Origin of the sequence: Streptomyces sp. NPDC006872 (genome assembly GCF_040635845.1) — a bacterium.
Taxonomy (GTDB): Bacteria; Actinomycetota; Actinomycetes; order Streptomycetales; family Streptomycetaceae; genus Streptomyces.
The window spans coordinates 215,188-234,989 of the sequence record NZ_JBEYIL010000013.1; the positions used below are offsets into that span (position 1 = coordinate 215,188).

A 19,802-nucleotide genomic window follows, 5' to 3' on the forward strand; every position below is an offset into this window, starting at 1 on the left:
TTTTTTAGCCCGGCCCCATTCTGCCCTGCGCCCCACCCTCGGACTCGGCCGCCCTCACCGACGACCCCGCCGAAGGCGTCACCGGCAACGGATACGGCGGGGGAGTGCCCCCGAACTCCGGACAGTGCGCCTGGTGGTCGCACCAGCCGCACAGCTTCGTCGGCCGAGGCCGCCACTCACCCGTCTCCGTGGCCAGCCGGATCGCCTCCCACAGCGCCAGCAGCCTGCGCTCCACCCGCTCCAGATCCGCCAGGACCGGGTCGTACGTCAGCACGTCACCACTGCCCAGATACACCAGCTGCAGCCGCCGCGGCACCACGTTCTTCAGCCGCCACACGACCAACGCATAGAACTTCATCTGGAACAGCGCACCGTCGGCGTACTCCGCCCGCGGCGCCTTGCCCGTCTTGTAGTCGACGATCCGCACCTCCCCGGTGGGCGCCACATCCACCCGGTCGATGATCCCGCGCAGCCGCAGCCCCGACTCCAGCTCCGTCTCCACGAACAGCTCCCGCTCGGCAGGCTCCAGCCGCGTCGGATCCTCCAGCGTGAACCAGCGCTCGACCAGCCGCTCCGCCTCCGCCAGCCAGCCCGCGAGCCGCTCGCCCTCCGGATCGTCCGCGAACAGCTCCACGACCTCCGGCCGCGACTCCCGCAGCCGGTCCCACTGGCCCGGAATCAGCGACTTGGCCCGCGGCGCCGTCCGCTCGGCCGCCGGAGCGTCGAACAGCCGCTCCAGGACCGCGTGCACCAGCGTCCCCTTCGTCGCCGCCGCACTCGGCTTCTCCGGCAAGCGGTCGATCACCCGGAACCGGTACAACAGCGGGCACTGCATGAAATCACCGGCCCGCGAGGGCGACAGCGAAGTGGGCGCCATGGCGACGACCTCCGCCGCCACCGCCTCCGCCTCCGGCGCGACCGCCCCCGTCTGCGCCGGAACCTCCACGACACCGCCGTCGCCCACCCGGGCGACCCCCTCGCTGCTGCTCTCCATGACTCCAGACCTTACGACCCACCACCGACAGTGACCCAGCCACGCACCCCAGCCCGTTCCCGACACCGGCGACAAGCCGGGAAACACAGGGGGTGCCGGGGCGGAACACGCCACGACCGCCGCATACCATCGGTCCCAGAGCCTCCCGCGCGACACGAGCGGGAGACGCATCGATCGAGGGGACACCGTGGTGGAAAGCGGCGGGAGCGGGCGACCGCGGCCGGACAGCGAACAGTCGGCCGAACACCCCGCGACACCTGCGTCTCCGGCCACCGACCTCGCGCAGACCCCGGACGAGCCAAAACCCGAGGACGACAGCGGCACCGGCGACACCGACACCGGGGCCGGTACCGGCACCGAGGCCGGGAACGACAAGACCGAAGCGGAAACCGCGGCCGAACCGACCGCACCCCCCACCCTCCCCAAAGGCCCCCCACCCCCACGCCCCCCGGAGCAGCCCCGCGGCGGCCTCCTCATGGGCCGCCCCTTCGGCGTACCCGTCTACGTCGCCCCCAGCTGGTTCCTCGTCGCCGCCCTCATCACCTGGGTCTTCGGCGGCCAGCTCGACCGCGTACTCCCCGAACTCGGCGCCGCCCGCTACCTCGTCTCCCTCTTCTTCGCCGTCGCCTTCTACGCCTCCGTACTCATCCACGAACTCGCCCACACCATCGCCGCCCTCCGCTTCAAGCTCCCCGTCCGCCGCATCCAGCTCCAGTTCTTCGGCGGCGTCTCCGAGATCGAGAAAGAAGCCGAGACCCCCGGCCGCGAGTTCTGGCTCGCCTTCGTCGGCCCCCTCCTCTCCCTCGTCCTCTCCGGCCTCTTCTACCTCGCCCTCCAGCCCGTCGAACCCGGCACCGTCCCCGGTGTCCTGCTGGCCGGCCTGATGATCTCCAACCTCATCGTCGCGATCTTCAACCTCCTCCCCGGCCTCCCCCTCGACGGTGGCCGCATGCTCCGCGCCGTCGTCTGGAAGATCACCGGCAAACCCATGAGCGGCACCATCGCCGCCGCCTGGGTCGGCCGCGCCCTCGCCGTCTCCGTCCTCGTCGGCCTCCCCCTCCTCACCCAGTCCGGCGCCCTCGGCTCCAGCGCCGAGGACAGCGTCGGCATGGACACCGTCACCGACGCACTCCTCGCCGCCATCCTCGCCGCCATCATCTGGACCGGCGCCGGCAACAGCCTGCGAATGGCCCGCCTGCGCGAACACCTCCCCGACCTGCGCGCCCGCACCCTCACCCGCCGCGCCGTCCCCGTCGAGACCGACACCCCCCTCTCCGAAGCCCTCCGCCGCGCCAACGACGCCGGCGCCCGCGCCCTCGTCGTCGTCGACGCCCACGGCGAACCCCTCTCCCTCGTCCGCGAGGCCGCCATCGTCGGCGTACCCGAACACCGCCGCCCCTGGGTCGCCGTCAGCGGCCTCGCCCAGGACCTCACCGACGGCATGCGCATCTCCGCCGAACTCGCCGGCGAAGACCTCCTCGACGTCCTGCGCGCCACCCCCGCCACCGAATACCTCGTCGTCGAGGAGACCGGCGAGATCTTCGGCGTCCTCTCCGCCGCCGACGTCGAACGCGCCTTCGTCAAAGCCATGGCCCGCCCCAGCTGACCACCGTGGTCGGCGGCCCCCACAAACGCCGGTAGGCTGTTCACATGTCCGAACCGACCGGTGCCGCCCGCAGGCGCGGGCCCTTCAAGGTCGGGGACCAGGTTCAGCTGACCGACCCCAAGGGCCGCCACTACACGTTCACGCTCGAAGCCGGGAAGAACTTCCACACCCACAAGGGTTCCTTCCCGCACGACGAACTGATCGGCGCACCCGAGGGCAGCGTTGTCCGCACCACCGGGAACGTCGCCTACCTCGCGCTGCGCCCCCTGCTCCCCGACTACGTCCTGTCCATGCCCCGCGGCGCCGCCGTGGTCTACCCCAAGGACGCGGGGCAGATCCTCGCCTTCGCCGACATCTTCCCCGGCGCACGCGTCGTCGAAGCCGGCGTCGGCTCCGGATCGCTCAGCAGCTTCCTGCTGCGCGCCATCGGCGACCAGGGCATGCTCCACAGCTACGAGCGCCGCGAGGACTTCGCCGAGATCGCCCAGGCGAACGTCGAACGCTACTTCGGCGGCCCCCACCCCGCCTGGCAGCTCACCGTCGGCGACCTCCAGGACAACCTGAGCGACACCGACGTCGACCGCGTCATCCTCGACATGCTCGCCCCCTGGGAATGCCTCGAAGCCGTCTCCAAGGCACTCGTCCCCGGCGGCATCCTCTGCTGCTACGTCGCCACCACCACCCAGCTCGCCCGGACCGTCGAGTCCATCCGCGAGATCGGCTCCTTCAACGAGCCCACCGCCTGGGAATCAATGATCCGCAACTGGCACGTCGAAGGCCTGGCCGTCCGCCCCGACCACCGGATGATCGGCCACACCGGCTTCCTGCTCACCGCCCGCCGCCTCGCCGACGGCGTCGAACCGCCCATGCGCCGCCGCCGCCCCGCCAAGGGCGCCTACGGAGACGACTACGACGGCCCCAACGCCGACGGAGGCGCCGGCCGCTGACCCGGCCCCGCACCACGCCCAACGACACGGCGCCGTGGTCGAGTTCCCGAACACACCACAGGAACTCGACCACGGCGCCTTCCCGTTGACACCCGACCAACCCACCACACCCCCACACCGGACAACCCGCACCCCGCCGTTCCCCCACCCTGTGACGTGTGGCACGATGCTGGCCAATCCCCCACCCCCACCGGCACAGCCATCACAGGAGACGCTCCTAGTGCAGCAATCCGCCGTCCCGGAACTGGCACACACCCACACCCGGCCGATCCACTGGGTAGCGACCGCCACGGCCCTCGCCGGCGTCATCGCCCTCTCCTCGCTCCTGCAACCCAAGTCCGCGACCGCCGCCCAGACCGCCGGACCAGCCGCCGCACCCGCCCCCACCAGCACCGCGGCCCCCGCCACCACCGGCGTCGACTTCCCCCTCGAATGCGGCCCCGTCCAAGCACTCGTCGTCAAGAAGGCCACCGGCGACCTCGACGGCGACGGCCGTCCCGAAACCGTCGCCGTCGTCCACTGCGACGCCTCCATGGGCACCCCGCCCGACGCCGTCTACGTCCTCACCCAAGGCGCCGACAGCACCCACGCACGCGTGGTCGCCACCCTCGTCGACCCCAAGGACCGCACCACCGTCACCACCCTCGCCATCACCGACGGAGCCGTCCTCGCCACACTCCTCGGCTACTCCACGGCCGACGTACCCAGTTGCTGCCCCGACGTCAAGGACAGCGCCAAGTGGCAGTGGAAGGACAACACGTTCATCCGCTCGACACCCGCAGGCGCCCACAGCGTCTGATCCGGGCCACCCGCCCTGTGAGAAATCAGACAGACATCACAGCCCGCGACGATCGGCTCACTCCGCGTCCGGACCGTAGACCTCGACGCTGTCCGAAACTCGCCGCACATGAATGCAGTCACCCGGACACTCCCGCGCCGAGTCCACCACGTCCGTCAACAACGGCAACGGCACCGGCGTCGTGGCCCCCTTGGCCTGCAGAAGCTCGTCATCCGCGCTCTTGACATACGCCAGACCGTCGATGTCCAGCTCGAACACCTCAGGCGCGTACTGCACGCAGATCCCGTCGCCGGTACAGAGATCCTGGTCGATCCAGACCTCCAGAGCCTCGCCGCCGACACCGGCCTCCTGCTGCACGTCCATGACTCCTGCCGTTTACTGTCGAGCCGCAAGGGAACGATGCAGGCTCTGACGGGTGTTGAACAGTTCGACCCTACCCTCGGCCGCTTCCCAATCATGTTCGGTGGGTATTCCCCTGGCGTGAGGGAGAGCGCAAGGGTGAAGATCGGACACACCCCGACCGTCTTTGTGATCTAGGGGTTTCAATCGACACCCACCCAGGTAGGGTCTGGAAGCGTCCAGCTCCCCTTGGAGGAGGTGAGGACCGTGGCAGCCCACGACGACGACATGAACCGCGGCATCCGCCCGGGACGAGGGTCCGACGACCCGTCCGGGCAGATTGCCTACCTTGAGCAGGAGATCGCCGTCCTGCGACGCAAGCTCGCCGACTCTCCGCGACACACGAGGATTCTCGAAGAGCGGATCGTCGAGCTGCAGACAAACCTGGCCGGCGTGTCCGCCCAGAACGAGCGACTCGCCAACACACTCCGTGAGGCCCGCGACCAGATCGTGGCCCTCAAGGAGGAAGTCGACCGGCTCGCACAGCCGCCGGCCGGCTTCGGCGTCTTCCTCACGGCGAACGAGGACGGCACGGCCGACATCTTCACCGGAGGCCGCAAACTCCGCGTGAACGTCAGCCCCAGCGTCGAGCTCGAAGAGCTCCGACGCGGCCAGGAAGTGATGCTCAACGAAGCACTCAACGTGGTCGAGGCCATGGAGTACGAGAGCGTCGGCGACATCGTCACCCTCAAGGAGATCCTCGAGGACGGCGTACGCGCCCTCGTGCAGGGGCACACCGACGAAGAACGAGTGGTCAGGCTCGCCGAGCCACTCCTCGACGTCGTCATCCGCCCCGGCGACGCCCTCCTGCTCGAACCCCGATCCGGCTACGTCTACGAGGTCGTCCCCAAGAGCGAGGTCGAAGAACTCGTCCTCGAAGAGGTCCCCGACATCGGCTACGAGCAGATCGGCGGCCTCGGCGGCCAGATCGAGATGATCCGCGACGCCGTCGAGCTCCCCTACCTCTACCCCGACCTCTTCAAGGAGCACGAGCTCCGCCCGCCCAAGGGCGTCCTGCTCTACGGACCCCCCGGATGCGGCAAGACGCTCATCGCCAAGGCCGTCGCCAACTCGCTGGCCAAAAAGGTCGCCGAAGTCACCGGCCAAGCCACCGGCAAGAGCTTCTTCCTCAACATCAAGGGCCCCGAGCTCCTCAACAAGTACGTCGGCGAGACCGAGCGACAGATCCGCCTCGTCTTCCAGCGTGCGAGGGAGAAGGCCAGCGAGGGCACCCCCGTCATCGTCTTCTTCGACGAGATGGAATCCCTCTTCCGCACCCGCGGCTCCGGCGTCAGCTCCGACGTCGAGAACACCATCGTCCCCCAGCTCCTCGCCGAGATCGACGGCGTCGAAGGCCTGCAGAACGTGGTCGTCATCGGCGCCTCCAACCGCGAGGACATGATCGACCCCGCCATCCTGCGACCCGGCCGCCTCGACGTGAAGATCAAGATCGAGCGCCCGGACGCCGAAGCGGCCAAGGACATCTTCCAGAAGTACCTCACCGAACGCCTCCCCCTCCACTCCGAGGACGTCGGCGAACACGGCGGCGACAAGACCACCACCGTCCAGAGCATGATCCAGACGGCCGTGGAACACATGTACGCCGAAACCGAGGAAAACCGCTTCCTGGAAGTCACCTACGCCAACGGCGACAAGGAAGTCCTCTACTTCAAGGACTTCAACTCCGGCGCCATGATCGAGAACATCGTCGGCCGCGCCAAGAAAATGGCCATCAAGGACTTCCTCGACAAGAACCAGAAGGGCCTACGCGTCTCCCACCTCCTCCAGGCATGCGTGGACGAGTTCAAGGAGAACGAGGACCTGCCCAACACCACCAACCCCGACGACTGGGCCCGAATCTCCGGAAAGAAGGGCGAACGGATCGTCTACATCCGTACCCTCATCACCGGAAAGCAGGGCGCGGACACCGGACGCTCCATCGACACGGTGGCCAACACCGGACAGTACCTGTAAGAACAGGGCGGCTGCGGGTGCCCACCACGGGCACCCGCAGCCGACTGTTTTCCAGGCCACGGCTGGAGCAAGGCAATGACGCAAATGATCTCCCCACCAGCGCAGAGGCGTTCTAGGCTCTTCCGTACCGCCGGGTCGCGAGTTGCGGGGACGGGCACCGCACACGCACCGGAGCACCACCGGTATCTGAGCGGCGCCCACGACCGAGGGTGCCGCCGGGCAAGGAGGGCCGCATGACCGTACGGCGAGTAATGGGCATCGAGACGGAGTACGGCATCTCCGTCCCCGGCCACCCCAACGCCAATGCCATGCTCACCTCGTCCCAGATCGTCAACGCCTACGCGGCGGCGATGCACAGGGCCCGCCGGGCCCGCTGGGACTTCGAGGAGGAGAACCCGCTGCGGGACGCGCGAGGCTTCGACCTCGCCCGCGAGGCCGCCGACTCCAGCCAGCTCACCGACGAGGACATCGGCCTCGCCAACGTCATCCTCACCAACGGCGCCCGCCTCTACGTCGACCACGCACACCCCGAATACAGCTCCCCCGAAGTCACCAACCCCCGCGACGCCGTCCTCTGGGACAAAGCCGGCGAACGCATCATGGCCGAGGCCGCCGAACGCGCCGCCGCGCTCCCCGGCGCCCAGCCCATCCACCTCTACAAGAACAACACCGACAACAAGGGCGCCTCCTACGGCACGCACGAGAACTACCTGATGAAGCGCGAGACCGCCTTCTCGGACATCGTGCGCCACCTCACCCCGTTCTTCGTCTCACGCCAGGTCGTCACCGGCGCCGGCCGCGTCGGCATCGGCCAGGACGGCCACGAACACGGCTTCCAGCTCAGCCAGCGCGCCGACTACTTCGAGGTCGAGGTAGGCCTGGAGACGACGCTGAAGCGCCCCATCATCAACACCCGCGACGAGCCGCACGCCGACGCCGAGAAATACCGCCGCCTCCACGTGATCATCGGCGACGCGAACCTCTCCGAGATCTCGACCTACCTCAAACTGGGCACGACCGCCCTGGTCCTGTCCATGATCGAGGACGGCTTCATCGCCGTCGACCTCGCCGTCGACCAGCCCGTACGCACCCTCCACCAGGTCTCCCACGACCCCACCCTCAAGCGACTGGTCACCCTCCGCAGCGGCCGCACACTCACCGCGGTCCAACTGCAGATGGAGTACTACGAGCTCTCCCGCAAATACGTGGAGGAGCGCTTCGGCGCGGACGTCGACGACCAGACGAAGGACGTGCTCGCGCGCTGGGAGGACACCCTCACCCGCCTGGAGAACGACCACATGAGCCTCGCCGGCGAACTGGACTGGGTCGCCAAGCGAGAACTCATGGAGGGCTACCGGCGCCGCGACAGCCTCGACTGGGACGCCGCCCGCCTCCACCTCGTCGACCTCCAGTATGCCGACGTACGGCCCGAGAAAGGCCTCTACAACCGTCTCGCGGCCCGCGGCCGCATGAAGCGCCTCCTGGACGAGACCGAGGTCGAGCGGGCCATCACGACGCCCCCGGAGGACACCCGGGCCTACTTCCGCGGCCGCTGCCTGGAGCAGTACGCCGACGACGTCGCCGCGGCCTCCTGGGACTCGGTGATCTTCGACCTGCCGGGCCGGGATTCGCTCCAGCGCGTCCCAACCCTCGAACCACTTCGCGGAACGCGAAATCACGTCAAGGAGCTGCTGGACCGCTGCCGCACGGCAGAAGACCTGGTCAGGGTCCTTTCGGGCGGCTGAACGGTTACCCGGACGGAACCTGCCGGACGGGGTGGAAAGTCCCCTGTCCGGGAATCATCGAGGTGGCTCCCGTACGTTGAAGCAACTGCGGGGCCGATGTCGGACCCGGCTTGTAGGGTCTGATCATCACCGATCGGCAGGAATGCCGACCTGTCGACCATGTCGGGCGAAAGAGCGGGGTGAGGGTTATGGCGACCAAGGACACCGGCGGCGGCCAGCAGAAGGCGACGCGCTCCACGGAGGAGGTCGAGGAGCAGGCGGCGGAGACGCAGGCTTCGGAGGACCTCAAGGAGCGTCAGGAGAAGCTGAGCGACGACGTGGACTCGGTTCTTGACGAGATTGACGATGTACTCGAGGAGAACGCAGAGGATTTCGTTCGCTCATTCGTTCAAAAAGGTGGCGAGTAGCCTTCGAATCGAAGGTGACGGGGGCTCTGGAGTTGGCAGAGGATGGGAACGTGAAGCGCTGCTCGAGGTGTAAGCAAGACAAGCCTCGAGCAGCGTTCGCGAGCAACAAATCGATGCGCGACGGGCTGCAGGCCTACTGTCGGGAGTGCGCGGCCGAGTACCACCAAGAGCGGCAGGTCGCCAAGGGGCTGAACGTTCGACCGAGAGTGGTTGTGCCCGACGGGCACAAGTACTGCCGCACGTGCGGCGAGACCAAGCCCCACAGAGAGTGGACGCGAAATCGAAGCGCTTCGGACGGTCTGGCGACACTTTGCAAGGTGTGTAAGGCGGTAAAGGGCCGCGCCGGGCACCTGAAGCGCAACTACGGCCTCACCGAAGCCGAGCGCGACGCGATGGTCGCCTCTCAAATGGGGCTCTGTGTGATCTGCCTGAAAGCTCCTGCCGTCCATGTGGATCACTGCCACGAGACGGGTAGGGTCCGAGGCGTACTGTGCTTCAACTGCAATTCGGCCATCGGCAAGTTGGGAGACGACCCCGACGCTGTTCGTCGGGCAGCCGCCTACCTGGAGGGAACTTCGTGGAAGCCAACACTCGTAGCACCGGGCGTCTACCAGCTGCCTTCCTGACGCCTGGGTCCTCGTCCTTCATGGACTTCCTCTCCGATCACCAGCCGGAGATGCTGCCCGGCAAGCGGCAGCTGCCGCCCACGCAGGGTGTGATCGAGGCGCCGCACGGGACGACGATCGTGGCCGTCACGTTCCCCGGGGGCGTCGTGCTCGCCGGTGACCGTCGGGCCACGATGGGCAACGTCATCGCGCAGCGGGACATCGAGAAGGTGTTCCCGGCGGACGAGTACTCGGCCGTCGGCATCGCCGGCACGGCGGGTCTGGCCGTGGAGATGGTGAAGCTGTTCCAGTTGGAGCTGGAGCACTTCGAGAAGGTCGAGGGGGCGCAGCTCTCGCTGGAGGGCAAGGCGAACCGTCTTTCGACGATGATTCGTTCGAATCTGGGCATGGCCATGCAGGGTTTGGCGGTCGTGCCGTTGTTCGCCGGGTTCGACGTGGACCGTGACCGGGGTCGGATCTTTTCCTACGACGTGACGGGTGGTCGTTCGGAGGAGCATCACTTCGCGGCGACGGGGTCGGGTTCGATCTTCGCGCGTGGGGCGATGAAGAAGCTGTTCCGTGGTGATCTGACCGAGGACGAGGCCACGATGCTGGTGGTGCAGGCTCTGTACGACGCGGCGGACGACGATTCGGCGACGGGCGGTCCGGATGTCGCGCGTCGGATCTATCCGATCGTCACCGTGATCACCGAGGACGGTTTCCGTCGGCTGACCGACGAGGAGTCGTCGGAGATCGCCCGTTCGATTCTGGAGCGTCGTCTGGAGCAGCCGGACGGCCCGCGTGCCGCTCTGCTGTAGTCGGCGGTCCCGTTCTTATCCCAGGTGATGCAGTGATTTCGACAGAAAGGGACGGATAACCGGTGTCGACGCCGTTCTATGTCTCACCCCAGCAGGCGATGGCGGACCGCGCGGAGTATGCGCGGAAGGGCATCGCGCGTGGTCGCAGCCTGGTTGTGCTGCAGTATGCCGACGGCATTGTGTTCGTCGGTGAGAATCCGTCCCGTGCGCTGCACAAGTTCAGCGAGATCTATGACCGGATCGGTTTCGCGGCCGCCGGTAAGTACAACGAGTACGAGAATCTTCGGATCGGTGGTGTGCGGTACGCGGATCTGCGTGGTTACACCTATGACCGCGATGACGTGACGGCGCGTGGTCTGGCGAACGTGTACGCGCAGACGTTGGGCACGATCTTCTCTTCGGCGGGTGAGAAGCCGTACGAGGTGGAGCTGGTGGTGGCGGAGGTCGGTGAGACTCCGGACGGTGATCAGATCTATCGGTTGCCGCACGACGGTTCGATCGTGGATGAGCACGGTTCGGTGGCAGTGGGCGGTAATGCCGAGACGATCAGCAGTTATCTGGATCAGCGCCATCAGGACGGGATGAGCCTGGCGGAGGCGTTGAAGCTGGCTGTTCAGGCGTTGTCGCGTGACACGAACGGCAGTGAGCGGGAGATTCCGGCGGAGCGGCTGGAGGTGGCGGTGTTGGACCGTACGCGGCCGCAGCAGCGGAAGTTCAAGCGGATCGTGGGGCGTCAGCTGGGTCGTCTGCTGGAGGCGGACGGTGCGTCGACGGAGGCGGAGAGCGCGGACGAGGAGTAGGTCGTCCGCGGGTTCGCTCTCGCTCCTTGTTCCTGTTGTGCCCCGGTCGGTTCGTCGGCCGGGGCACAGGGCGTTTCAGGAGGGGCTGGGCGGGGCTGTGGAGGCTCGTACGACGAGGTCGACGGGGATGTCTCCGCTGTCGGGTGTTCGGCCTTCCAGGACGGCGAGGAGGGCTTGCATGCCGCGTTCGCCGAAGAGTTCGGCGTCGAGTCGTACGGTCGTGAGTTCGGGGTCGAGGGCGGTGGCGAGGGCGAGGTCGTCGAGGCCGGTGACGGAGATGTCGTCGGGGATGCGCAGGCCGAGGCGGCGGAGGGCTTTGTAGGCGCCGGCGGCGAGTTTGTCGTCGTCGCAGACGATGGCGGTGGGGCGTGGTCCGGGGGTGTCGAGGGCGGTCTCGGTGGCGGTGCGGGCTTCGTCGATGGAGATGGGGGCGGGGGCGGTGCGCAGGGTGGTGCCGGGGGCGGCGGCGAGGCGGGTGGCGAGTTCGCGGGCGCGTACGTCGAAGGTCCAGGAGGGGATGTCGGCGGCGAGGTGGAGGAAGTGTCGGTGGCCGAGGTGGAGGAGGTGGTCGGCGACCTGGCGTACGCCGTCGGCGATGTCGAGGTTGACGGTGGCGGCGCCGAGGCTGCCGGTGGGGTCGCTGTCGAGCATGACGAGGGGGAGTTGGTCGCCGCGGATGGTGGTGAGGGCGTCGGCGGCCATGGAGGAGGCGAGGACGCCGTCGAGGGCGGCCTGGGCGGAGGCGAAGGGGTCGCGGGCGGGGCCGACGCCTTCGGGGGAGGGGTAGAGGACGACGCCGAAGCCGTGGTCGGCGGCGACGCGCGCGGCGCCGGTGTAGACGCCTGCGAAGAACTCCGTGGTGAGGGCGGGGACGACGAGGAGGACGGTGCGGGTGCGGCCGAGGCGGAGGTTGCGGGCGGCGAGGTTGGGGCGGTAGCCGAGGTCGCGGGCTGCTTCGCGGACGCGTTCGGCGGTGGTCTCGGAGACGCGGCCGCGCCATTTGTCGCCGAGGACGAGGGAGACGGCGGCTTGGGAGACTCCTGCGGCCCGGGCGACGTCGCGGCTCGTCGGGCGCGTGCTACCTCGTGGCACCGTGGGCCTGCTCTTTCGTCTGGACTGGTGAACAGCGCACATGGTACGTATGACAAGAGGCGTTATACGTAAAACTTCGAGGTGGCTCGCTGCCTCGGGCGAGCCGACGGCGGACGCGATGGAGGCGGGACAATGGCCGGGGGATACGCGGGATACCTGGAGATCCTGAGGGCGAAGCACGCCGCCCGGCTGCTGACCGGCACGCTGGTCGGCCGGCTGCCGAACGCCACCTCGGCGATCGCGATCGTGCTGTTCGTGCGGGCGGAGGGGGCCTCGTACAGCCTGGCGGGCGCGCTGGTGTCGGTGTACGGCGTCGCGAGCGCGGTGGGTCAGCCGGTGCTCGGGCGGCTGGTGGATCTGTACGGGCAGCCGCGGGTCCAGTTGCCGGCCGCGCTCGTGTCGGCGCTGGCGATGGGGTTCTTCGCGTTCGCCGGCACGGATCCGCTGCCGGTGGCGTACGCCGCGATGGTGGTCGGCGGGCTCTTCACGCCGCCCCTGGAGGGCGGTCTGCGGGCGCTGTGGCCTTCGGTGCTGCGTCGGGAGGACCAGGTGCCGACGGCGTACGCGATGGACGCGGTGGCGCAGGAGGTGATGTTCACGGTCGGGCCGCTGCTGGTGACGTTGTGCACGTCGGTGTGGTCGGAGCGGGCGGCGCTGCTCGTGCTGAACGGCGTCGGGGTGCTCGGGGCGCTGTCGGTGGTGCTGTCGCCCCCCTCGCGCGCGTGGCGCTCCGCTGCGCGCGAGGCGCACTGGCTGGGGGCGCTGCGCTCGCCGGGGCTGCTGGTGCTGCTCGGCGCGCTGCTCTTCGTGGGTGTCGCGATGGGGTCCATCACGGTGGCCGCGGTGCCGTACGCGGACGACAACGGCGGTGACGCGGTGTACGGGTGGCTGATGGCGGCGCTGGGTCTGGGGGCGCTGGTCGGAGGTATGGCGTACGGGGCGCGGCAGTGGGCGGGTGCGCCGGAGCGGCGACTGCGGGTGCTGGTGGCGTTTCTGGCGGTGTGTTATCTGCCGCTGATGCTGATGCCGGGCGCGGTGGCCATGGTGGTGTTGGCGACGCTGGCCGGGTTGTTCCTGGCGCCGGTGCTGGCCTGTGCGTTCGTCATCGTGGACCGGCATGCGCCGCGCGGGACGGTGACCGAGGCGTTCTCGTGGCTGGTGACGATGTTCACGGTGGGCGCGTCGGTGGGAACGGGTCTTGCGGGGCCGGTCGTGGAGGCGGGCGGGGCGCTGTGGGGGTTCGCGGTGCCGGGTGTCGCGGGTGCCGTGTCGTTGGTGGTTTTGCTGGCCACGGGGCGGGTACTCGCAGTTCCGGCCGGGGGTGGGTTGGTTGCGGCTTCATCGGAAAATGATCCAAACCGTGCTGCCGAACCCCGTTTCAGTTCAGGGGATCGGGCGTAATGTTCAGTCATGGACCGCCGCATTTTCGGGCTGGAGAACGAGTACGGCGTCACATGTACGTTCAGGGGACAGCGTCGACTGTCTCCCGACGAGGTGGCGCGGTACCTCTTCCGCCGTGTCGTGTCATGGGGCCGAAGCAGCAATGTCTTTCTGCGGAACGGCGCCCGCCTCTATCTCGACGTGGGATCGCATCCGGAATACGCGACACCGGAATGTGACAACGTGACCGAGTTGGTCACCCACGACAAGGCCGGCGAGCGCATTCTCGAAGGACTCCTGGTGGACGCGGAGCGACGCCTGCACGAGGAAGGAATCGCGGGCGACGTCTACCTCTTCAAGAACAACACGGACTCGGCGGGCAACTCCTACGGTTGCCACGAGAACTATCTGGTGGCCCGGCACGGGGAGTTCTCCCGGCTCGCGGACATTCTGATCCCGTTCCTGGTGACCCGGCAGCTGCTGTGCGGCGCGGGCAAGGTGCTGCAGACGCCCCGTGGGGCGGTCTACTGCGTCAGTCAGCGGGCCGAGCACATCTGGGAGGGCGTCTCCTCGGCGACGACCCGCTCGCGGCCCATCATCAACACGCGTGACGAGCCGCATGCGGACGCCGAGCGGTATCGCCGGCTGCATGTCATCGTGGGCGATTCGAACATGTCCGAGACGACCATGCTGCTGAAGGTCGGTGCGACCGATCTGGTGCTGCGCATGATCGAGGCGGGCACGGTGATGCGGGATCTGACGCTGGAGAACCCGATCCGGGCGATCCGCGAGGTCAGTCATGACATCACGGGTCGGCGCAAGGTGCGGCTGGCCAGCGGCCGGGAGGCCTCGGCGCTGGAGGTGCAGCGCGAGTACTACGAGAAGGCCGTGGACTTCGTGGAGCGTCGCGGGATCCGCACCGGCACGGTCGACCAGGTCCTGGAGCTGTGGGGCCGCACGCTGGACTCGATCGAGGCGGAGGACCTCGACGCGATCGGCACCGAGATCGACTGGGTGATGAAGTACAAGCTCATCGAGCGGTACCGGGCCAAGCACAACATGACGATGTCGCATCCGAGGGTGGCGCAGATAGACCTCGCCTACCACGACATCCACCGTCGTCGTGGTCTGTACTACCTGCTGGAGCGCAGGGGCCAAGCCGCGCGGATCTGCAACGACTTGAAGATCTTCGAGGGCAAGTCGGTGCCGCCGCAGACCACTCGGGCGCGGTTGCGCGGTGACTTCATCCGCCGTGCGCAGGAGCAGCGCCGGGACTTCACGGTGGACTGGGTGCATCTGAAGCTCAACGACCAGGCGCAGCGCACCGTGTTGTGCAAGGACCCGTTCCGGTCGGTGGACGACCGGGTGGAGAAGCTGATCGCCGGCATGTGAGGGTGGTGTTCCGCAGAGGCACGGAACGCAACACGGGCACCGTACGTTTTCCGTACGGTGCCCGTTTCACGCCGTAGAGTTGCGCGCACGCCATCAGAAGATCGACCGATTACGAGGCTTTCACCGTGCGCCGACGCTCACTCATCCTTGCCGCCGTACCCGCGGGACTGGTCACTCTTTCCGCGTGCGGTGATGAAAAGTCCGACTCGAGCAAGGTGAGCGACGGCGCGTCGCCGTCGGCCTCGGACGGTTCCGCGGCGCCTGCGCCGAAGATCGTCGACGGTCCGTTGCCGGCGATCACCGCGGGTGTGAAGTTCGGTGAGAAGCCGACGATCGCCAAGGGCACGGGTGAGCCTTCGGATCAGCTGGCGGTGAAGACGGTGATCGCGGGCGGCGGCAAGCCCGTGGCGGAGAACGACTACATCCAGGCCGACTACCTGGGGCAGATCTGGGCCAGTGCGAAGGTCCTGGACAATTCCTACGACCGTAAGGTCCCGCTGGTCACCCAGATTGCGCAGGGCACGACTCTCGACGGCTGGCGTTATGCGCTGACGGGTAAGAAGACCGGCAGCAGGGTTCTGTTCTCGGTGCCGCCGACCTGGGGTTTCGGCAAGGAGGGCAATTCGCAGGTGGGGGTGACGGGCACGGACACGCTGGTGTTCGTCTTCGACATCAAGGGCACGTTCAACGCCAAGAGCTCCGCCGAGGGCGAGACGGTGGCGCAGAGCGACGCGGATCTGCCGAAGGTGGGCACGAACACCGACGGCAAGGCGCCCTCGATCGAGATTCCCAAGGCGGACCCGCCGACGAAGCTGGTGGCGAACTACGTCATCGAGGGCGACGGCACGGCGGTGGCGGCGGACGACAGTGTGCTGGTGCAGTACAAGGGCGTCGTGTGGGACACGGGCAAGGAGTTCGACTCGACGTACGGCCGCAGCCAGCTGACGTCGTTCTCGTTGCAGCAGGTCGTCAAGGGCTGGGCGCAGGGGTTGACCGGCAAGAAGGTGGGCAGTCGGGTCGTCATCGTCGTTCCGCCGTCGTTGGGTTACGGGGACAGCCCGCCGAGCGGCAGCGGTATCGAGAAGGACTCGACGATGGTGTTCTCGGTGGACATCCTCGCGAAGATGTGAGGCCGCCGGAGGTGTAAGACTGTCCGTGTTGCCTTTCCGTGAGACATGCAGGAGCAGTGACGTGAGCATCGACAAGCCCGAGATCGACTTCCCCGAAGGCGCGCCCCCGGCGGACCTCGAGATCAAGGACATCTGGGAGGGCGACGGAGAGGTCGCGCAGGCCGGTCAGACCGTCTCCGTCCACTATGTGGGTGTCGCCTTCAGCACCGGTGAGGAGTTCGACGCCAGCTGGAACCGTGGGACCCCGTTCCGCTTCCCGCTCGGTGGCGGCCGGGTCATCAAGGGCTGGGACCAGGGCGTGCAGGGCATGAAGGTCGGCGGCCGTCGCCAGCTGACCATTCCGGCCCACCTCGCCTACGGCAACCAGAGCCCGACCCCGGCGATCAAGCCCGGTGAGACGCTGATCTTCGTGGTGGACCTGCTCGGGGTCTGATCGTCGAAGGAGCCGGTCCGCGCCGATCGTCGTGCGACCGGTGTCGATCATCTGGGGCCCATGCCTGCCCGGGCGTGGGCCCTCGGCTTTTGTCCGGGCACCGCGGGGCGGTACGGTCGACGATCGTAAGCACCATAGGGGAGGCGAAGGGCGTCGATGGCCATTGCCAAGGCCGAGCGGCTGATGAACCTGGCGCTGTGTCTGCTCGGGACGCGGCGGCCGCTCAGCAAGCGCGAGCTGCGCGATTCCATCGAGGCGTACGTCGAGACCTTCCGGCCGGGGAGCGGTGCGGCGGGGTCGGACGACTCGTTCAACCGGATGTTCGAGCGGGACAAGGACGATCTGCGTGAGCTCGGCCTGGTCATCGAGACCGTGGAGAGCCTGGACGGCGAGATCGGCTACCTGGCCCGCCGGGACAGCAACCGGCTGCCGGCCATCACCCTCGACGCCGAGGAGGCCGCGGCGCTGGGTCTGGCCGCCAAGGTGTGGCAGCAGGCCCGGCTGGCGGGCGCGGCGAGCGGCGCCCTGCAGAAGCTGCGCGCGGCGGGGCTTCCCGAGGACGTCGACCCGTACGAGGCGCATGGCGCTCTGGAGCCCCGGATCCCGGTGCACGAGGCCGCGTTCGAGCCGCTGATGCTGGCCTGCCGCGACCGTCGGCCCGTCGTGTTCGACTACCGCAAGGCCACCGCCGCGCACCCGGAGCCCCGGCACGTCGAGCCGTGGGCGCTGGAGTGCTGGCGCGGCCACTGGTATCTGGCGGGCTTCGACCGGGACCGGGGCGCCGAGCGGGTCTTCCGGCTGTCGCGGATCACCGGCAGGGTGCGTTCGCGCGGGGCGGCTTTCACCGTGCCGGTGCCCGATGTCGTCACCGTGCGGGAGACGGTCGCGAGCTGGGCGGGGGAGACCGCCGACCGCAGCGCGCTGATCCGGCTGCGGGCGGGCGCCGGGTACCCCTTGCGGGCGAAGGCCGGCTCGGTGCGGGAACTCGGGGACGGCTGGGACGAGTTGGAGATTCCGTACGGCCACGGGCTGGACGCCTGGCTGGTGGAGTTCGGTCCGGACGTGGTGGTCCTGGAACCCGCGGAGCTGCGGGCGGATGTCGTGGACCGGCTGCGGGCCGTGGCCAAGGGCTGAGGGGGAGCGAGCAACACAGTGGCAGGCAAACCGGTCAGGCCGGCGAACGCGATCGACCAGACCCGGCGGATGCTCTCCCTGGTGACGTATCTCAGGGAGCGCCCCGGCGCGCGCATCGAGGACGTGGCGCGCGCCTTCGGCATCACCGAGGACGAGCTGGTCTCGGATCTCGACGTGCTGCCCATGTGCGGCACCAGCTTCCGTGGCGGTGATCTTCTCGACATCGACACCGACGGTGAGCGCATCTGGTGGCACAACCCGGCCGCGCTGGGCGCGGAGGCCGCCGAGCCGCTGCGGCTGGCCGCCGACGAGGCGACGGCGCTGCTGGTGGCGGCGCGGGCCGTGGCCACGCTGCCCGGTCTGCGGGAGGGCGACCGGCAGGCGCTGCTGCGGGCGACCGCGAAGGTGGAGGCCGCGGCCGGTGAGGCGGCGGGGGCGAGCGCGCGGCTGTCGGTGACGTTCGAGTCCGAGGGCGGGGTCTTCGCGGACGTCGACCGGGCGATCTCCGAGCGGCGCAGGCTGTGGATCCGCTACTACTCGCCGGCTCGGGACGAGGTGACCGAGCGCGAGATCGACCCCATCCGGCTGGTCAGCGTCGGGCACACGTACGTGGAGGCCTGGTGCCGCCGCTCGGAGGCGCGCCGCACGTTCCGGCTGGACCGGGTCGCCGAGATCAAGATCCTCGACGAACCGTCGGCGCCGCCCGAGGTCGAGCTGCGGGATCTGTCGGAGGGGCTGGTGCAGCCGGCCGCCGAGGATCCGGAGGTCGTGGTCGAGGTCGATCCGGGCGGGCGCTGGGTCGCCGAGTACTACCCGCACGACAGCGCCGATGAGCTTCCGGACGGCGGACTGCGTATTACTCTGCGCACGCCCGAACCGGCGTCGCTGCGGCGGCTGGCGCTGCGGCTCGGCCGTGACGGCCGGATCGTCTCGCCGCCGGAGCTCGCCGACAGCGCCCGCAGGGCCGCCCGCGAGGCGCTGGCGGCGTACGACGGGACAGCGGGGCCGGGGGCGGGCGGCGACAGTCGGTTCGACGGGCGGGAGCAGGAGCGTTGAGCGAGTCGGTGACCTCTGGTGTGCGGGACGTCTCGGTGGCTTCCGCGTTCGCGGGCATGCGCAGTGTGGCCCCGGTCCGGTTCAGAGCCGGCTGCCCGGACTGCCGGGGGCACTTCGAGCTCACCGCGAGCGCTCTGATGCTGGCCATCGGCGCCTCCAGCCGCACCACGTTCTACTCCTTCACCTGTCCCGACTGCGGAGCGGCGGTGCGCAAGCCGGCCGGCGAGCGGATCGTCGAGCTGCTCACCGGCGGTGGGGTGCGCACCCTGCGGCTGCACACTCCGTAGCGGGGTCTAGGCTCGCCCCCATGTTCTGGCCGATGTTCGCGGTTGCCGTGGGTTTTGTGGGTCTTGCCGTTCTCGCGGTGTTCGCCGTGCGGGTTTTTCTGGAGGCGCAGCGGCTGGGGCGGCAGGTTGCGGAGTCCGCGCGTCGCATCGACCGGGCGGCTCAGGATCTGGAGCGGGCGGCGGTGAGCGCGGCCCGGGCTGTGGACACTCTGTGACAGCTGCTGTGGTGAGCTTCGCGGAGCGCTGTGGTGGTCCTGTGAGTCGAGCGGCTCATGCGTTTTGGGCCACTTCGCCCTCCCGCGCAGGTGGCGGGGACAGGTACGCTGCTGACGCGGCTCGGAGAACGAGGCCCGGACCGCTGACCGGGAGTACGCACGGGGATTGCCTCACGTTTACCCCTGAGCGTTACGATCGCTGCCAGCACGGTCCTTCGGACACATGTCCGACCGATCGGACAGCACCCCACCCAGCCGCCTCGGTGAGAAGGTAAAGACTTATGTTCGGAAGGCTCGGAGCTCCCGAGATCATTCTCATCCTCGTCGTCATCATCCTGCTGTTCGGCGCGAAGAAGCTTCCGGACATGGCCCGCTCGCTCGGCAAGTCCGCGCGCATCCTCAAGAGCGAGGCCAAGGCGATGAAGGACGAGGGCAGCAACAACGCGGCCACTCCGGCCGGCCCGCCCACCCCCGGCGAGCAGCCCCCCGCGCAGCGCACCATCCAGGCCGCCCCCGGCGACGTGACCAGCGCCCGCCCGGTCACCGAGCCGACGGACACGACCAAGCGCTGACCCAGGGCCGGTGACCT

General features: G+C 68.7%; 21 protein-coding genes. 18 read left to right on the forward strand and 3 right to left on the reverse strand.

Annotated features, from left to right (window positions below):
* Window positions 1–4: 4 nt before the first annotated feature.
* Window positions 5–994 carry a RecB family exonuclease gene (locus ABZ725_RS34285; RefSeq protein WP_358806368.1) on the reverse strand — a complete coding sequence of 330 codons (990 nt, stop codon included), beginning with the start codon at window positions 992–994 and terminating at the stop codon, window positions 5–7.
* Window positions 995–1,181: 187 nt separating this feature from the next.
* On the opposite strand from ABZ725_RS34285, the gene ABZ725_RS34290 reads away from it, so the two are divergent.
* The 3 genes from ABZ725_RS34290 to ABZ725_RS34300 all read left to right on the forward strand — a co-directional run bounded on the left by ABZ725_RS34290 (window position 1,182) and on the right by ABZ725_RS34300 (window position 4,346).
* Window positions 1,182–2,600 carry a site-2 protease family protein gene (locus ABZ725_RS34290; protein ID WP_358806369.1) on the forward strand — a complete coding sequence of 473 codons (1,419 nt, stop codon included), beginning with the start codon at window positions 1,182–1,184 and terminating at the stop codon, window positions 2,598–2,600.
* Window positions 2,601–2,644: 44 nt separating this feature from the next.
* Window positions 2,645–3,547 carry a tRNA (adenine-N1)-methyltransferase gene (locus ABZ725_RS34295; RefSeq protein WP_358806370.1) on the forward strand — a complete coding sequence of 301 codons (903 nt, stop codon included), beginning with the start codon at window positions 2,645–2,647 and terminating at the stop codon, window positions 3,545–3,547.
* Window positions 3,548–3,767: 220 nt separating this feature from the next.
* Window positions 3,768–4,346 (forward strand): hypothetical protein, encoded by a 579-nt coding sequence (locus ABZ725_RS34300; RefSeq protein WP_358806371.1) that lies wholly within the window; start codon window positions 3,768–3,770, stop codon window positions 4,344–4,346.
* Window positions 4,347–4,403: 57 nt separating this feature from the next.
* Here the strand turns inward: ABZ725_RS34300 and ABZ725_RS34305 are convergent, their stop codons facing one another.
* Window positions 4,404–4,709, reverse strand: a complete 306-nt coding sequence (locus ABZ725_RS34305) for a ferredoxin (protein WP_358806372.1) — start codon at window positions 4,707–4,709, stop codon at window positions 4,404–4,406.
* A gap of 243 nt (window positions 4,710–4,952) precedes the next feature.
* Here ABZ725_RS34305 and arc point away from each other — a divergent pair, with 243 nt between their 5' ends.
* The 6 genes from arc to prcA all read left to right on the forward strand — a co-directional run bounded on the left by arc (window position 4,953) and on the right by prcA (window position 11,094).
* Entirely contained in the window at window positions 4,953–6,719 is a 1,767-nt protein-coding gene (gene arc, locus ABZ725_RS34310; RefSeq protein ID WP_351908148.1) for a proteasome ATPase, read from the forward strand.
* A 233-nt stretch (window positions 6,720–6,952) separates the two neighbouring features.
* Window positions 6,953–8,464 carry a depupylase/deamidase Dop gene (gene dop / locus ABZ725_RS34315; RefSeq protein ID WP_358806373.1) on the forward strand — a complete coding sequence of 504 codons (1,512 nt, stop codon included), beginning with the start codon at window positions 6,953–6,955 and terminating at the stop codon, window positions 8,462–8,464.
* Between the two features lie 188 nt (window positions 8,465–8,652).
* Window positions 8,653–8,871, forward strand: a complete 219-nt coding sequence (locus ABZ725_RS34320; RefSeq protein ID WP_030955201.1) for a ubiquitin-like protein Pup — start codon at window positions 8,653–8,655, stop codon at window positions 8,869–8,871.
* 113 nt (window positions 8,872–8,984) lie between these two features.
* Window positions 8,985–9,497 (forward strand): endonuclease VII domain-containing protein, encoded by a 513-nt coding sequence (locus ABZ725_RS34325; protein ID WP_358806374.1) that lies wholly within the window; start codon window positions 8,985–8,987, stop codon window positions 9,495–9,497.
* Window positions 9,449–10,294: a proteasome subunit beta gene (prcB, locus tag ABZ725_RS34330; RefSeq protein ID WP_351908141.1), complete on the forward strand. Its 846-nt coding sequence runs from the start codon at window positions 9,449–9,451 to the stop codon at window positions 10,292–10,294. Before ABZ725_RS34325 ends, prcB begins: the two co-directional genes overlap by 49 nt.
* A gap of 62 nt (window positions 10,295–10,356) precedes the next feature.
* Window positions 10,357–11,094, forward strand: coding sequence for a proteasome subunit alpha (gene prcA / locus ABZ725_RS34335; protein WP_351908139.1), 738 nt, complete (start codon window positions 10,357–10,359; stop codon window positions 11,092–11,094).
* Window positions 11,095–11,169: 75 nt separating this feature from the next.
* Here the strand turns inward: prcA and ABZ725_RS34340 are convergent, their stop codons facing one another.
* Window positions 11,170–12,186 (reverse strand): LacI family DNA-binding transcriptional regulator, encoded by a 1,017-nt coding sequence (locus ABZ725_RS34340; protein ID WP_358806375.1) that lies wholly within the window; start codon window positions 12,184–12,186, stop codon window positions 11,170–11,172.
* Window positions 12,187–12,318: 132 nt separating this feature from the next.
* Between ABZ725_RS34340 and ABZ725_RS34345 the strand changes: the two genes are divergently transcribed.
* The 9 genes from ABZ725_RS34345 to tatA all read left to right on the forward strand — a co-directional run bounded on the left by ABZ725_RS34345 (window position 12,319) and on the right by tatA (window position 19,785).
* Window positions 12,319–13,587, forward strand: coding sequence for an MFS transporter (locus ABZ725_RS34345; RefSeq protein WP_358806376.1), 1,269 nt, complete (start codon window positions 12,319–12,321; stop codon window positions 13,585–13,587).
* A 9-nt stretch (window positions 13,588–13,596) separates the two neighbouring features.
* Complete coding sequence (gene pafA, locus ABZ725_RS34350; protein WP_358806377.1) at window positions 13,597–14,958, forward strand: Pup--protein ligase; 1,362 nt, start codon at window positions 13,597–13,599, stop codon at window positions 14,956–14,958.
* Between the two features lie 125 nt (window positions 14,959–15,083).
* Window positions 15,084–16,088, forward strand: a complete 1,005-nt coding sequence (locus tag ABZ725_RS34355) for an FKBP-type peptidyl-prolyl cis-trans isomerase (protein WP_358806378.1) — start codon at window positions 15,084–15,086, stop codon at window positions 16,086–16,088.
* Between the two features lie 61 nt (window positions 16,089–16,149).
* Window positions 16,150–16,521 carry an FKBP-type peptidyl-prolyl cis-trans isomerase gene (locus ABZ725_RS34360; RefSeq protein ID WP_351908129.1) on the forward strand — a complete coding sequence of 124 codons (372 nt, stop codon included), beginning with the start codon at window positions 16,150–16,152 and terminating at the stop codon, window positions 16,519–16,521.
* Between the two features lie 156 nt (window positions 16,522–16,677).
* Window positions 16,678–17,655, forward strand: a complete 978-nt coding sequence (locus ABZ725_RS34365; RefSeq protein ID WP_351908127.1) for a WYL domain-containing protein — start codon at window positions 16,678–16,680, stop codon at window positions 17,653–17,655.
* 18 nt (window positions 17,656–17,673) lie between these two features.
* The gene (locus tag ABZ725_RS34370) at window positions 17,674–18,711 is read left to right on the forward strand and encodes a WYL domain-containing protein (RefSeq protein WP_358806379.1); all 1,038 of its coding nucleotides are present in this window, start codon (window positions 17,674–17,676) and stop codon (window positions 18,709–18,711) included.
* Window positions 18,708–18,998, forward strand: a complete 291-nt coding sequence (locus ABZ725_RS34375; RefSeq protein WP_358806380.1) for a hypothetical protein — start codon at window positions 18,708–18,710, stop codon at window positions 18,996–18,998. The genes ABZ725_RS34370 and ABZ725_RS34375 overlap by 4 nt, the downstream gene beginning before the upstream one ends.
* A 20-nt stretch (window positions 18,999–19,018) precedes the next feature.
* Window positions 19,019–19,213, forward strand: coding sequence for a hypothetical protein (locus ABZ725_RS34380; RefSeq protein ID WP_079663381.1), 195 nt, complete (start codon window positions 19,019–19,021; stop codon window positions 19,211–19,213).
* Window positions 19,214–19,494: 281 nt separating this feature from the next.
* Window positions 19,495–19,785 (forward strand): Sec-independent protein translocase subunit TatA, encoded by a 291-nt coding sequence (gene tatA, locus ABZ725_RS34385; RefSeq protein WP_351908119.1) that lies wholly within the window; start codon window positions 19,495–19,497, stop codon window positions 19,783–19,785.
* Window positions 19,786–19,802: the final 17 nt, after the last annotated feature.

What these genes read in the sequence shown, in the direction of transcription:
- ABZ725_RS34380 (WP_079663381.1), top strand. Translation starts at nt 19,019, where the DNA reads ATGTTCTGGCCGATGTTCGCGGTTGCCGTGGGTTTTGTGGGTCTTGCC.
- ABZ725_RS34345 (WP_358806376.1), top strand. Translation starts at nt 12,319, where the DNA reads ATGGCCGGGGGATACGCGGGATACCTGGAGATCCTGAGGGCGAAGCAC.
- tatA (WP_351908119.1), top strand. Translation starts at nt 19,495, where the DNA reads ATGTTCGGAAGGCTCGGAGCTCCCGAGATCATTCTCATCCTCGTCGTC.
- dop (WP_358806373.1), top strand. Translation starts at nt 6,953, where the DNA reads ATGACCGTACGGCGAGTAATGGGCATCGAGACGGAGTACGGCATCTCC.
- ABZ725_RS34305 (WP_358806372.1), bottom strand. Translation starts at nt 4,709, where the DNA reads ATGGACGTGCAGCAGGAGGCCGGTGTCGGCGGCGAGGCTCTGGAGGTC.
- pafA (WP_358806377.1), top strand. Translation starts at nt 13,597, where the DNA reads ATGGACCGCCGCATTTTCGGGCTGGAGAACGAGTACGGCGTCACATGT.
- ABZ725_RS34365 (WP_351908127.1), top strand. Translation starts at nt 16,678, where the DNA reads ATGGCCATTGCCAAGGCCGAGCGGCTGATGAACCTGGCGCTGTGTCTG.
- ABZ725_RS34285 (WP_358806368.1), bottom strand. Translation starts at nt 994, where the DNA reads ATGGAGAGCAGCAGCGAGGGGGTCGCCCGGGTGGGCGACGGCGGTGTC.
- ABZ725_RS34295 (WP_358806370.1), top strand. Translation starts at nt 2,645, where the DNA reads ATGTCCGAACCGACCGGTGCCGCCCGCAGGCGCGGGCCCTTCAAGGTC.
- ABZ725_RS34325 (WP_358806374.1), top strand. Translation starts at nt 8,985, where the DNA reads ATGCGCGACGGGCTGCAGGCCTACTGTCGGGAGTGCGCGGCCGAGTAC.
- ABZ725_RS34320 (WP_030955201.1), top strand. Translation starts at nt 8,653, where the DNA reads ATGGCGACCAAGGACACCGGCGGCGGCCAGCAGAAGGCGACGCGCTCC.